Source organism: Thauera propionica (assembly GCF_002245655.1).
In the GTDB taxonomy this organism is placed as follows: domain Bacteria; phylum Pseudomonadota; class Gammaproteobacteria; order Burkholderiales; family Rhodocyclaceae; genus Thauera; species Thauera propionica.
The window spans coordinates 1-12,775 of record NZ_NOIH01000035.1 but is presented as its reverse complement, the minus strand read 5'-3'; the positions used below and the strand labels follow the sequence as shown (position 1 = coordinate 12,775).

The following is a 12,775-nucleotide window of genomic DNA, read 5'->3' as shown; positions in this document are numbered from 1 at the left end:
CGATGAAGTCTGATCCTGCCCTCGTCGTACCGATTCGTGCCGAGCGTGCCCCACGCGGGCGCTCGCTGGCCGCCTTCGCGATCGTGGCCGCCGCCGCGATGCTGCTGTCGGCCTGCGGCTCGGCGCCCAAGCGCAGCGACGACACCGCGGCGTCCAAGCCCTCCGCGCCTGCCGCCCAGTCTGCCCGCGGTGGCGGCTACTACAAGGATGACGGCCCCGACGACGTGCCGCCGGAGAACCTCGACGCCATTCCCGACGCCGAACCGCGGCTCGAGCCGCTGCACCGCTTCGCCAACCGGCCCTACAACGTTTTCGGCCAGGGCTATGTGCCGGCCACCGAGCTGCGCCCCTTCCGCGAGCGCGGCCGCGCGAGCTGGTACGGCCGCCGCTTCCATGGCAAGCCGACTTCCAGCGGCGAGCCCTACGACATGTACGCGATGACCGCGGCCCACCCCACGCTGCCCATCCCGAGCTACGTCCGCGTGACGCACGCCGGCAACGGCCGCTCGGTGGTGGTGCGGGTGAATGACCGCGGCCCCTTCCACAAGGGCCGCATCATCGACCTGTCCTACACCGCCGCGCACAAGCTCGGCTACATCAACGCCGGCAGCGCCGAGGTCGAGATTGAGCAGATCCTGCCCGACGAGGTGCCGATGATGGCGGCCGCCAAGCCCGTGCCGCCCTTGCCCGGGCGCACGCCGGTGGCCGTCGCCGAGTCGCCCGCGCCGGCCAGCCCGCCGCCCGCGGCGGTCGAATCCCGCGCCCTGCCGCCGCTCGCGCCGCCGCAGGCCGCCTCGTCCATGCCCGCTGCCGCCGCGGTCGTTGCTGCGGTCGCAGCCACCTCCGGTGCCGACGGCGACGGTCTGGTGCCGCACATCGCCTCGGCCAGTGCGGGCATCTTCCTGCAGCTCGGCGCCTTCGCCTCGCGCGCCAATGCCGAGGGCTTCCGCGCCACCGTCGAGCGCGAGGTGGCCGAGCATGCCGAGCGCCTCGAGCTGTTCGCCGACGGTGAACGCTTCCGCCTGCATGCCGGCCCCTACGACACGGTGGACGAGGCCCGCGCCGCGGCCGAGCGCATGGGCTCGACGCTGCGGCTCAAGCCCTTCGTCGTCGTGCGCTGACGCGCCGGCTTGCGCAACGCAACATTGGGTTGAAACAAAGGCTTTCGCTTTTGGTCTGCCCTCGGACGGGCGCCTATAATTCGGCGTTCCCGCCTGTCTCCCTCCTCATTTCCCGGGTTCTCCTCATGCGTTTCTTCCTTGCTGTCCTGATTTCGTTGTTTTCCGTCGCTGCGCTCGCGCAGTCCGTGCCGCCGCCGGCGCTCGCCGCCAAGGCCTGGGTGCTGGTCGACCACGCGACCGGCCAGACGCTGGCCGACAAGGATGCCGACGCCCGTATCGAGCCGGCCTCGCTGACCAAGCTGATGACCGCCTACCTGACCTTCGCCGCGCTCAAGGCCGGCACGCTCACGCCGGACCAAGTGGTGCCGGTGTCGGAAAAGGCGTGGCGCATGGAAGGCTCGCGCATGTTCATCGAGCCGAACAAGCCGGTCACGGTCGACGAGCTGATCCGTGGCGTGATCGTGCAGTCGGGTAACGACGCCTGCGTCGCGCTGGCCGAGACCATCGCCGGCAGCGAGGAAGCCTTCACCGCGCTGATGAACCGCGAAGCCCAGCGCCTGGGCATGACCAACACCCACTTCACCAACTCCACTGGCCTGCCCGACCCGCAGCTCTACACCACGGCGCGCGATCTGTCGCTGCTGGCCAGCGCCATCGTGCGCGACTTCCCCGAGTACTACAGCCTGTACTCGATGAAGGAGTACACCTACAACAACATCAAGCAGCCCAACCGCAACCGCCTGCTGTACATGGATGCCACCGTCGACGGCATGAAGACCGGCCACACCAGCACGGCCGGCTATTGCCTGGTGTCGACCGCCCAGCGCGGCTCGCGCCGGCTGATCTCGGTCGTGCTCGGCGCGTCGTCGGACACGGTGCGCGCGCAGGAATCGCTCAAGCTGCTCAACTTCGGCTTCCAGTTCTACGACACGGTCAAGCTCTATTCCGCCGACGAGGTGCTGTCGCAGTTCCGCGTGTGGAAGGGCAAGGAAAACGAGGTGGCCGTGGGCTTCACGCGTGACTTCGTGATGTCGCTGCCCAAGGAAGCCGCGCAGAAGGTGCAGGTCACCCTCGAGAGCCGCCAGCCGCTGGTGGCGCCGCTGGAGAAGGGCCAGGAAGTCGGCACGCTCAAGCTCAGCGTCGACGGCAAGGCGATCGGCGACTACCCGGTCGTGGCCCTCAAGGACGTGCCGGTGGCGGGCTTCTTCGGCCGCCTGTGGGACGCCATCGTGATGTTCTTCAAGAACCTCTGAGCCATCGGGAGTCCAGCGTGATCACCGCCTATGTCAACGGACAGTACGTCCCGCTCGCCGAAGCCCGGGTGTCGCCGATGGACCGCGGCTTCCTGTTCGGCGACGGCGCCTACGAAGTCATCCCGGTCTATTCGCGCCGCGCCTTCCGCATCGACGAGCACGTCGCGCGGCTGGCCAACACGCTGGCGGCGATGCGGCTTGCCAATCCGCACGGCGCCGAGGAATGGAAGGCCATCATCGGCGAGATCGTCGCCCGCAACCCGTGGGACGACCAGTCGGTGTACCTGCAGGTCACGCGCGGCGCCGACACCAGGCGCAACCACGCCTTCCCCGGCCCCGAGGTCGCGCCCACGGTGTTCCTGATGAGCGAGCCGCTGGTCACGCCGACGGCCGAGCAGCTGGCGACCGGCGTGTCCGCCGCCAGCGCTGCCGACATCCGCTGGCTGCGTTGCGACCTCAAGACGGTGTCGATGCTGGCCAACTGCCTGCTGCGCCAGCACGCCATCGACAAGGGCTGCGCCGAGACCGTGCTGTTCCGCGACAGCTTCCTCACCGAAGGCGCGGCCTCCAGCATCTTCGTGTGCAAGGACGGCGTGCTGCTGGTGCCGCCCAAGAGCCATCTGATGCTGCCCGGCATCACCTACGACGTGGTGCTGGAACTGGCCCGCACGCACGGCATGGCGCACGAGGTACGCGAGGTGCTCGAAGCCGAGGTGCGCAGCGCCGACGAGCTGTGGATGACCTCGTCCACCAAGGAAGTGCTGCCCATCACCTCGCTCGACGGCCAGCCGGTGGGCACCGGCCAGCCCGGTCCGATGGGGCGGCAGATGTATGCCTGGTATCAGGAATTCAAACAGACGGTGATGCGTAATGGTGGATAACGAGGGCGCCCAGTCGCGCCAGAGCCTGCTGGAGTTTCCCTGCGATTTCCCGATCAAGATCATGGGCGCGCGGGTGGATGGTTTCGCCCAGGCGGTGATCGAGGTCGTGCTGCGCCACGCGCCGGACTTCGACCCGGCGGGGGCCGAGATGCGGCCGTCGAGCAAGGGCAACTACCTGGCCGTCACCTGTACCTTCCGCGCGGTGTCGCAGTTGCAGGTCGACACGATGTACCGCGAGCTGACCTCGCACCCGATGGTCAAGGTGGTGCTTTGATCGTCAAGCGCCTCGGCCTGGTGGAGTACGCGCCGGCGCTCGAGGCGATGCGCGCGTTCACTGCCGGACGCACGGACGACACGCCCGACGAGATCTGGCTGCTGCAGCACCCGCCGGTCTACACCCTGGGCCAGGCCGGCAAGCCCGAACACCTGCTGCAGAACCCGGCCGGCATCCCGCTGGTGCACATCGACCGCGGCGGCCAGATCACCTACCACGGCCCCGGCCAGCTGGTGGCTTACCTGCTGCTGGACCTGCCACGGCGCCGCCTCAAGGTGCGCGAACTGGTGAACCTTATGGAGCAGGCGATCATCGACACGCTGGCCGACTACGGCCTCGCGGCCGAACGCAAGAACGGCGCACCCGGTGTCTACATCGCCGGTGACAAGATCGCCGCGCTCGGCCTGCGCGTGAAGAACGGCTGCAGCTACCACGGGCTGGCGATCAACGTCGACGCCGACCTCGCGCCCTTCGGCTGGATCAATCCCTGCGGCTACGAAGGCCTGAAGACGATCCGCATGAAGGACTTCGGCGTCAGCGACGGCGTCGAGCAGGTCGGCGAGCGCCTGCTGGCCCACCTGCAGCGCCTGTTGCCACCCGTGGGTGGCGACGCCGGTCACGACAATCCGTCGCGCGGGACTGCCCAAGCCCTGCCGGCAGGCTCATAATCCCGGTCTGCGCCACGAGCGCGATTCCTGAACCCCAGAGAACAGCCACTATGGAAAAGCCGGTGGAAACCCCAGCCCGCAAACAGCGCGGCGCAGAAAAGACCGCGCGCATCCCCATCAAGATCGTCCCCGCCGAACGCCTCAAGAAGCCCGACTGGATCCGCATCAAGCTCGGCGCCGGCCAGGAAGCCGAACGCTTCAACGAGATCAAGGAAACGCTGCGCGAGCACAAGCTGCACACCGTGTGCGAGGAAGCCTCCTGCCCGAACATCCACGAATGCTTCGGCAAGGGCACGGCCACCTTCATGATCATGGGCGACATCTGTACCCGTCGCTGCCCGTTCTGCGACGTCGGCCACGGCCGCCCCGAGCCGCTGAACCCCAACGAGCCGCGCGACCTGGCCAAGACCATCGCCGCGATGCGCCTCAACTACGTGGTGATCACGTCGGTCGACCGTGACGACCTGCGCGACGGCGGTGCCCAGCACTTCGTCGACTGCATCCGCGAGACGCGCGCGGCGTCGCCGAAGACCACCATTGAGGTGCTGGTGCCGGACTTCCGCGGTCGCATGGAGATTGCGCTCGACATCTTCGACGCCGCCCCGCCCGACGTCATGAACCACAACCTCGAGACCGTGCCGCGCCTCTACAAGCAGGCCCGTCCGGGTTCGGACTATGCCTACTCGCTCGAACTGCTCAGGCAGTTCAAGGCCCGCCACCCCGAAGTTTCCACCAAGTCCGGCCTGATGGTCGGCCTGGGCGAGACAGACGAGGAAATCCTCGAGGTCATGCGCGACATGCGCGCGCACGACGTCGACATGCTCACCATCGGACAGTACCTGCAGCCCTCCGGCGGCCATCTGCCGGTGCTGCGCTACGTGCATCCGGACACCTTCAAGATGTTCGAGACCGAAGCGCTGAAGATGGGCTTCAAGAACGCGGCCTGCGGGCCGATGGTGCGGTCGAGCTACTGGGCCGACCAGCAGGCGCACGGCGCCGGCGTGGTCTGAGGCCTGCGCGCCCGTGCGGGTGCGAATGCGGTACGGTGCAAGAGGCGGGGTGCGAGAGCATGCCGCCTCTTGCCGTTTACAGCCCCGCGCCCGGCGGCGTGGCACCTTGCCGCAGACGTCCGACACCATTCGTTTGAGTATGGAAATGAACGCCGGACAGGCGTAATGTCGGCGCCTTGCGTGACATGCCGGCGGTCTGGCTGGCGTGTCAGTGTCCACGCGCGTTCCCCTGACGAGAATCCCATGCGCCTCGCGATGTTCCCGCTCTTCCTCGGTGTGCTCCTCCTGGCCGGCTGTGGCGATGCCACGCAGCCCCCGCCGGCCAAGGCGCCGCCCTTCGTGCGTACGGTGGCGGTGGCCGCCGCGGGCGACACCGCCTTCGGCCTGTCGGGCACGGTGCGGGCGCGGGTGGAATCGCCGCTGGCCTTCCAGGTGGGCGGGCGCATCGCGCGCCGCGCGGTGGATGCCGGTCAGCATGTCGCCGCCGGGCAGGTGCTGTTCGAACTGGATACCCGCGATCTGGAGCAGGCGGTGCGCGCGGCCGAGGCCGACCTCGCCGCTGCCGAGGCCGCACTGGCCACCGCCAGCGCCGATCTGGTGCGCAACCGCCAGCTGCAGCAGCGCAACTACACCAGCGAACAGGCGCTGCAGCGCTTCGAGTTGTCGGCGCGCGAAGCCCGCACCCGGCGCGATGCCGCCGCCGCGCGCCTCACCCAGGCACGCAACGCCCTTGGCTACGGCCGCCTGCAGGCCCCGGCGGCCGGCGTGCTGATCGACGTCGTCGGCGAAGCCGGCCAGGTCGTCGGCGCCGGGCAGCAGGTCGCGCTGCTGGCGCAGGCCGGCGAGCGCGAGATCGAGGTGCATTTCCCCGCCGGCGCGACGCCGCCCGCCGAAGGCGAGGCCACGCTGGCCGACGGCGCCAGCCTGCCGCTGGCACTGCGCGAGACCGCCGGCGCCGTCGAGCGCCAGGGCCGCACGCTGCGTGCGCGCTACACGGTGCGCGGCGCGCAGGACGCGCTGGTGCTGGGCGCCGTGGTGCGCGCCCGCTTCCACGGCGCGGCCGCGGCCGACGGCGAGTTCGTGCTGCCGCTGGGCGCTCTCAACGAGCGCGGCGAGGGGCCGCGCGTTTGGCGCGTGAAGGACGGCGCCGTCAGCCAGGTTCCGGTCACGCTGCTGGCGACCGACGGCGACACCGTGCGCGTACGCGGCGCGCTGGCCGCGGATGACCGCGTGGTCGCCCTCGGCACCCACCTGCTGGTCGACAACATGGCGGTGCGGGAGCTGCCGCGATGAGCTTCCCCAACCTGTCGGCGCTCGCGGTGCGCGAGCGCTCGGTCACGTTCTTCTTCCTCATCCTGTCGATACTGGCCGGCGTCTACGCCTTCCTGTCGCTCGGCCGCGCGGAAGACCCGTCGTTCACGATGCGCGTCATGGTCGTCAATGCGGTGTGGCCCGGCGCCACGCCGCAGGAGATGCAGGAGCAGGTCGTCGACCGGCTGGAAAAGCGCATCCAGGACGTCGAGAACATCTACCGCATCATCACCACGGTGCGCCCCGGCTCGGCCAACCTGCAGGTGGAGTTCCACGACCATACGCCGCCGGCGCAGGTGCCGGCGCTGAAGTACGACGTGCGCAAGCGCATGCAGGACGAGGCCGCCAGCCTGCCGGCGGGTGTCATCGGCCCGATCGTCAACGAAGACTTCGCCGATACCTACTTCAGCCTCATCGCGCTCACCGCGCACGGCATGCCGATGCGCGAGCTGGTGCGCGAGGCCGAGGCGATCCGCGACCGTCTGCAGCACGTGCCCGGCGTGCACAAGGCGCAGGTGCTGGGCGAGCGCCCGGAGCGGGTGTATGTGTCCTTCGACAACGCCACGCTGGTCAACCTGGGCCTGTCGCCGCAGGCGGTGTTCGACGCCATCGCCGCGCACAACCGCCTGCTGCCGGCCGGCAGCATCGAGACCGACGGCCCGCGCCTGTACCTGCGGCTCGACGCCGACCTGTCCGACCCGGCGCAGCTCGCCGCCGTACCCATCCGCGTGGCTGACCGCGTGCTGCGCCTCGGCGACATCGCCACCATCCAGCGCGGCTACGAAGACCCGCCGGGCTATCTGGTGCGCTCGCGCGGCGAGGATGCGGTGCTGCTCGGCATGGTCATGGCCAAGGGCGAGAACGGCCTGGAGCTGGGTAAACGGCTGGCGGCCTTCATCGAGTCCGAACGCGAACGCCTGCCGCTGGGCATCTCGCTCGAGGTGCTGACCAACCAGGCCGAGGCCATCGCCGGCGCGGTCAATCTCTTCCAGATCAAGTTCCTCGTCGCCGTGGCGGTGGTGGTCGCTGTCAGCATGCTGGCCATCGGCTGGCGCGCGGGGCTGGTGGTGGGCATCGCGGTACCGCTGACGCTGGGTATCACCTTCCTGGTGATGAAGCTGATGGGGATCAACCTCGACCGCATCTCGCTCGGCGCGCTCATCATCGGCCTGGGCCTGCTGGTGGACGACGCTATCATCGCCGTCGAGATGATGCTGGTGAAGATGGAGGAAGGATGGGACCGCGTGCGCGCGGCCGCCCATGCGTGGAACGTCACCGCCGCGCCCATGCTGTGCGGCACGCTGGTCACGGTGGCGGGCTTCCTGCCGATCGGCTTCGCGCGCTCGTCGGTGGGCGAGTACGCCGGCAACATCTTCTGGGTTCTGGCGCTGTCGCTGCTGGTGTCGTGGCTGGTGGCGGTGGTGTTCGCCCCCTACCTGGGGGTGAAGATGCTGCCCGAAGTGGCGCGCGAGAACGTGCATGACCACGCCAGCGTGTACCAGACGCCCATGTTCCGCCGCCTGCGTCGGCTCATCACCTGGTGCGTCACCTGGCGCAAGTCGGTGGTGTTCGGCACGCTGGGCCTGCTCGTGGTGGCGGTGGTCGGCATGGTCACGCTGGTGCAGAAGCAGTTCTTCCCCAGCTCCGACCGCCCCGAGGTGCTCATCAGCGTCTATCTGCCGCAAGGCAGCAGCATCGGCGCCACCGACGCCACCGTGCGCAAGATCGAAGCCATCCTCGCGCCCATGTCGGACGTGCGCACGCTGTCGAGCTACGTCGGCGGCGGCGCGCCCCGCTTCTTCCTCGCCGCCAACCCCGAACCGCCCGATCCGGCCTTCGCCAAGATCATCGCCGTCAGCCAGGACGTGCCCGCCCGCACCCGCATCATGGCCGAGCTGCAGCGCCACATCGACGAAGGCGAGTTCCCCGAGGCGCGGGTGCGCGTGTCGCGCCTGCTGTACGGCCCGCCGGTGATCTGGCCGGTGGCCTTCCGCGTGGTCGGCGCCGACGCGCTGGAAGTGCGCCGCATCGCGCATCGGGTGCGCGAGATCATGGCCGCCAACCCGCACGTGGTCGATCCGCACCTGGAATGGGACGAGCGCGCCCCCGTGCTGCACCTGGAGATGGACACCGAACGCCTGCGCCTGCTCGGCCTCACCCCGCAGGACGTGGCGCAGCAACTGCAGTTCCAGTTCAGCGGCGTGCGCGTCACCCAGGTGCGGCAGGACGTGCGCACCGTGGACGTCATCGCCCGCGGCGCCAACGGCGGCCAGCGGCTCGACGCCGAAAGCCTGTCGACGCTCGAGATCCTGACCCCCGACGGCCGCAAGCTGCCCGCCAGCCAGCTCGGCCGCCTCGCGCTGCGCTTCGAGGAGCCGGTCATCAAGCGCTACAACCGCGAGCTGTCGCTATCGGTGCAGGGCGACGTCGAAGGCGCCCAGCCCAACGACGTCACCGCGGATGTCTGGAACGCGCTGGCCGAACTGCGCAGCCAGTTGCCGCCCGGTTATCACCTGGAGATCTCCGGCGCGGTCGAGCAGTCGGGCAAGGCCAACGCCTCCATCCAGAAGCTGCAGCCGGTCATGGTCGCGTTCATGCTCATCTTCATCATGCTGCAGATGCGCACCTTCTCCGGCACCTTCATCGTCGTCGCCACCGCCCCGCTGGGGCTCATCGGCGCAGTGCTGGCGCTGCTGCTGTTCAACCAGCCCTTCGGCTTCGTCGCGCTGCTGGGCCTCACCGGCCTCGCCGGCATCCTCATGCGCAACACGCTCATCCTCACCCAGCAGGTCGCCGACAACTTCGAGGAAGGCATGAACGCCTTCGAAGGCGTCGTCGAGGCCGCCGTGCAGCGCGCGCGCCCGGTCATCCTCACCGCGCTCGCCGCCGCCTTCGCCTTCATCCCGCTCACGCTCGACACCTTCTGGGGGCCGCTGGCCTACGTGCTGATCGGCGGCGTCGCGGTGGGCACGGCGATCACGCTGCTGTTCGTGCCGGCGCTGTACGCGCTGTGGTTCAGGTTGGGGCGGGCGTAGCGACCCGCGTACCGGCGGCATCGCATCCGGTTGGCTGTACTAGTGCAACAATGTAGCATTAGTGCCAGCCAACCGGATGAGATGCCCATGAACGCCCCACTGCCGCTACACGCCACCTCCTGTCACGCCTTGGCTGATGCGCCGTTCGGCCTCACCCGCATCTTCGAGCCCGACATCCAGCTTGCCCAGTGGGCGCGCCCGCGTAATCCCCTGATCGCCGACTGGCTGGATGAGAACCGCCATGCCCTCGGTACCGGCTTTCGCCAGACCCTGGCCCGGGGCGAGGCGCCCGACCTGCGGGCCTTGCCACCCGGGCCCGGCCGCGATGCGCTGGCCGATGACCTGGTGCTGCTCGCCGACATGCTGGGCGACCTGCTCGACGCCCAAACCATCGGCGTGCGCCTCGAGGTCGTCCAGCGCGCCATGTGCCCGCGATTCCACGTCGACCGTGTCGGCATCCGCATGCTGTGCACCTATCGCGGCCCGGGCACCGAATGGATCGAAGAGCACGCGGTGGACCGCCGCTTCCTCGGCGCAGGCGCCAACGGGCTGCCGGACGAATCGTCGGGACTGCTTCGCCCCGGCCACCGCATTCACGCAATCGACCCCTTCGACGTCGCCCTGCTCAAGGGCAGCCTCTGGCAGGGCAATCAATACCGGGGCATCGTCCATCGTTCACCCGCCGTCGCGGACGCGCCGCGCGTGCTGGTGGCGCTGGATGCGGGGTGGTGAGAAGGGCCGGCCCGGGCCCGAAGCATCAGCGCGCCTTCGTGCGTGACGCTACCGAAAGCCCGCCCGCCGGGCCGCCGCGCTATGTTCTCTCTCAGGCTTTCAGATGAGCCCGATCACCGCCTCGAGCGTCTGCGCGCCATAAGGCGATAGCAGCCAGCCGAGCGCCGCGCAGTTCAGCACCACGGTGATCCAGTACACCGCCTGGAACGACGACTTGGAGGTCTTGTGCCGGAACACCCGTTGCGCCGCCAGCGCGCCCGGCCAGCCGCCGAGCAGCGCGAACAGGTGCAAGGTGCTTTCCTGCGTCCGCCACTGGTTGCGTTTCGCCGCCGACTTATCGGACCAATAGGCGATGAAGGCGACGACACTCGCCGCCCCGTATAGCCCGAGGATCGCCACCGGAAGCCGACCGTAGAAGACGGCCGCGCCGATGAAGAGCAGGAATGCCGCGGCAAAGAGCAATGGCAGCACGCTGCGTCCGGGAGCTACCTCGACCCGCTCGCCCACATAGGCCACCCTCTTTGCCTGCGTGCGTCCCTTGTCGTCGGTGACGCGCTCGTAGGTCACCAGTTCGTCGCCTTCCGGCCGACGAGACTGGCCCGAGAAGCTGCTGATGTGGAGAAAGACCGGCTCACCCCCGCCATTGGGCGTGATGAAGCCAAAGCCTTTGTCGTCTTTCCAGGTGGTGATACGGCCTTGGTAGCGCATGGTTTTTGGGCTGGGGGCAGAACTGGGCATAGGTCGGTCAGTTTGTCCGCTGTCGACCCGCTCCTGACGTTGAGCTTTGAGGAAAGCTGTCGCTCGACGTCAGAGTTCAGCGGCCGCCGAAGGCGGTCCGCTGGAACGTTCACCATAACCGGCGTGTAAAAGCAGAGCGAAGCGGCGCTTTTGCACGTCCGAGTTGATAGTGTTGTTAGGTTGCATTTCGGCGGATTTCCCGTACTGACCTATGGCCGTGCTTGTATAAGCCATTCGTGTTTCCATCCAAAGATCTGCAGCGAACAGCGTAGCCCTCTTCGAGCACTTTCCGCACCATCGTTTCTTCATCCACTTCTTCACTGGCTTCAAGGGTGTTACCACCCGTACCGCCAGGAGAAACTCTGAATGCAATCGTCCCCGTATCACGCCTCTTCATCTGTACCGGAAAAACTTCTGTTCCATTGTTGAGAATGAAGCTAAATCTTCTCGATATTCGTTCTTGCGCAGTGGGCATGTTATTTCCGCTGTTGGGTTTCTTAACTGGATTCGTATTGCCTGTTCGTGCGCGACCAAGCGCACCGGCATTCTTGCGAAAATTGCATTCGTAGCACTCAACCTGGATATTTGAAATGTCGTCTGATCCACCGTGATAAATCGGTATTTTGTGGCCCTTCGTCCAAGGGTGTTTGTAACGTGGGTCAGGTCGAGGAGGTATCTCCGCCCAAGGCCGAACGCATTCGGCACAGTTTGGGCTGTTTGCCAAGAGCGACTTCCATTCTGTGCTGGTATGAGAGCCGCCATTCTTCTTTACTCTTTCTGCCCGCACTTTTGCTCGCTGATTGCGGCAGTCCATGCAACGATTCCAACTGTTGAATCTGGTTCCCCCGCACTTTGTGCAAATCATGGTCTGCAACCTAACGTAGAGCTAACCGGCGCTGCGCGGCTTTATCGCGCAGCGTCCAGCGACCGAAGGGAGCGAGGTTGAGCGCCATGTTATGCGTGAAACGCTATTGGCTTTGCTGTGCTTGGCTGATACAGCGGGTGTGCCGGCTCACCTGACTTGTTAACTTTCAAACATTGAAGATTTGGTATGAGTGCTGAAACTATTTTTGAGCGACCAAGGTGCCCGCCGTGATTTCCCCAAGCTGCCACGACGATACCAGCATCTTTTGCGAGCCTCTCAAGCCAAACATCGTTTTGTGGCCCGATAGGATCTTGGGCTGAAAACATATTGCTTGGGTCGGTAGCGCGATAAGCGAATAAATTGGCCATGCACAGACCGCCGTACCCCCAATCTTTGGCGAAACCAATGCAACGTCTTATGGTTGGGTCATCGTCTGTTTCGTCAGCAGTAGACGGATTCAGGCCAACAAACATTGCATAAGGTTTCGAGTCGTCCCACGTGCGCCAGAGTGCGTAACGGTATTGCCTGCACTCCGAAAGTTTTGCATCAGTCTTCATAGGTATCTCGTGCGGTGCTCTTGCGGATATAACTTTGTTTTAGGGCGACAGTTATGCCGCATAACATCGGAATGCCGGATAACGTGTTCGACAAGTTACTGTTTAGAAGCAGAAACTACGCGAAGCACTGAATAAAAAGGCAGAGAAAGCAGCAGCCGACGACCTTGCGGGTCGATGCGTCCGATCTGGCACACACGCCGGTAGCATACTGCCATCGCTCGGATGGCTGCTATCGGGATTGGGTGACCAGTGGCGGTTTCTGGCCGTTATGGATAGCTGATCATAACGGCCATTATGCCCAGCGCCCAGTTATGAACAGTCGGCTCACGG

Annotated in this window: 12 protein-coding genes; 9 read left to right on the top strand and 3 right to left on the bottom strand. The window is 66.7% G+C overall.

Features of this window, described 5'->3' with window-relative positions:
- The first annotated feature begins 2 nt into the window (after positions 1-2).
- The 9 genes from CGK74_RS17450 to CGK74_RS17410 all read left to right on the top strand — a co-directional run bounded on the left by CGK74_RS17450 (position 3) and on the right by CGK74_RS17410 (position 10,285).
- Entirely contained in the window at positions 3-1,121 is a 1,119-nt protein-coding gene (locus CGK74_RS17450) for a septal ring lytic transglycosylase RlpA family protein (protein WP_094269664.1), read from the top strand.
- 125 nt (positions 1,122-1,246) lie between these two features.
- A complete protein-coding gene (locus tag CGK74_RS17445) occupies positions 1,247-2,374 on the top strand; it encodes a D-alanyl-D-alanine carboxypeptidase family protein (RefSeq protein ID WP_094269663.1) in 1,128 nt (375 codons plus the stop codon).
- 17 nt (positions 2,375-2,391) lie between these two features.
- Positions 2,392-3,255, top strand: coding sequence for a D-amino acid aminotransferase (locus tag CGK74_RS17440; RefSeq protein WP_094269662.1), 864 nt, complete (start codon positions 2,392-2,394; stop codon positions 3,253-3,255).
- Positions 3,245-3,529, top strand: coding sequence for a YbeD family protein (locus CGK74_RS17435; RefSeq protein ID WP_094269661.1), 285 nt, complete (start codon positions 3,245-3,247; stop codon positions 3,527-3,529). The genes CGK74_RS17440 and CGK74_RS17435 overlap by 11 nt, the downstream gene beginning before the upstream one ends.
- A complete protein-coding gene (gene lipB / locus CGK74_RS17430; protein WP_094269660.1) occupies positions 3,526-4,197 on the top strand; it encodes a lipoyl(octanoyl) transferase LipB in 672 nt (223 codons plus the stop codon). Before CGK74_RS17435 ends, lipB begins: the two co-directional genes overlap by 4 nt.
- Positions 4,198-4,259: 62 nt before the next feature.
- Complete coding sequence (gene lipA / locus CGK74_RS17425; protein ID WP_094269689.1) at positions 4,260-5,207, top strand: lipoyl synthase; 948 nt, start codon at positions 4,260-4,262, stop codon at positions 5,205-5,207.
- 243 nt (positions 5,208-5,450) lie between these two features.
- Entirely contained in the window at positions 5,451-6,500 is a 1,050-nt protein-coding gene (locus CGK74_RS17420) for an efflux RND transporter periplasmic adaptor subunit (RefSeq protein WP_094269659.1), read from the top strand.
- Positions 6,497-9,553 (top strand): efflux RND transporter permease subunit, encoded by a 3,057-nt coding sequence (locus tag CGK74_RS17415; RefSeq protein ID WP_094269658.1) that lies wholly within the window; start codon positions 6,497-6,499, stop codon positions 9,551-9,553. Before CGK74_RS17420 ends, CGK74_RS17415 begins: the two co-directional genes overlap by 4 nt.
- A gap of 87 nt (positions 9,554-9,640) precedes the next feature.
- The gene (locus CGK74_RS17410) at positions 9,641-10,285 is read left to right on the top strand and encodes a DUF1826 domain-containing protein (RefSeq protein ID WP_094269657.1); all 645 of its coding nucleotides are present in this window, start codon (positions 9,641-9,643) and stop codon (positions 10,283-10,285) included.
- A gap of 99 nt (positions 10,286-10,384) precedes the next feature.
- Here CGK74_RS17410 and CGK74_RS17405 read toward each other — a convergent pair whose 3' ends face one another.
- The 3 genes from CGK74_RS17405 to CGK74_RS17395 form a co-directional block, all read right to left on the bottom strand.
- Positions 10,385-10,993, bottom strand: a complete 609-nt coding sequence (locus CGK74_RS17405; protein WP_094269656.1) for a DUF1294 domain-containing protein — start codon at positions 10,991-10,993, stop codon at positions 10,385-10,387.
- 205 nt (positions 10,994-11,198) lie between these two features.
- Positions 11,199-11,837 (bottom strand): HNH endonuclease, encoded by a 639-nt coding sequence (locus CGK74_RS17400; RefSeq protein WP_165770107.1) that lies wholly within the window; start codon positions 11,835-11,837, stop codon positions 11,199-11,201.
- Positions 11,838-11,977: 140 nt separating this feature from the next.
- Entirely contained in the window at positions 11,978-12,445 is a 468-nt protein-coding gene (locus CGK74_RS17395; RefSeq protein WP_094269654.1) for a DUF1643 domain-containing protein, read from the bottom strand.
- Positions 12,446-12,775: the final 330 nt, after the last annotated feature.

Excerpts from the sequence above, each read along its gene's own strand:
- CGK74_RS17445 (WP_094269663.1), top strand. The coding sequence starts at position 1,247 with ATGCGTTTCTTCCTTGCTGTCCTGATTTCGTTGTTTTCCGTCGCTGCG.
- CGK74_RS17450 (WP_094269664.1), top strand. The coding sequence starts at position 3 with ATGAAGTCTGATCCTGCCCTCGTCGTACCGATTCGTGCCGAGCGTGCC.
- CGK74_RS17405 (WP_094269656.1), bottom strand. The coding sequence starts at position 10,993 with ATGCGCTACCAAGGCCGTATCACCACCTGGAAAGACGACAAAGGCTTT.
- CGK74_RS17420 (WP_094269659.1), top strand. The coding sequence starts at position 5,451 with ATGCGCCTCGCGATGTTCCCGCTCTTCCTCGGTGTGCTCCTCCTGGCC.
- CGK74_RS17410 (WP_094269657.1), top strand. The coding sequence starts at position 9,641 with ATGAACGCCCCACTGCCGCTACACGCCACCTCCTGTCACGCCTTGGCT.
- CGK74_RS17415 (WP_094269658.1), top strand. The coding sequence starts at position 6,497 with ATGAGCTTCCCCAACCTGTCGGCGCTCGCGGTGCGCGAGCGCTCGGTC.
- CGK74_RS17395 (WP_094269654.1), bottom strand. The coding sequence starts at position 12,445 with ATGAAGACTGATGCAAAACTTTCGGAGTGCAGGCAATACCGTTACGCA.
- CGK74_RS17435 (WP_094269661.1), top strand. The coding sequence starts at position 3,245 with ATGGTGGATAACGAGGGCGCCCAGTCGCGCCAGAGCCTGCTGGAGTTT.
- CGK74_RS17400 (WP_165770107.1), bottom strand. The coding sequence starts at position 11,837 with ATGGACTGCCGCAATCAGCGAGCAAAAGTGCGGGCAGAAAGAGTAAAG.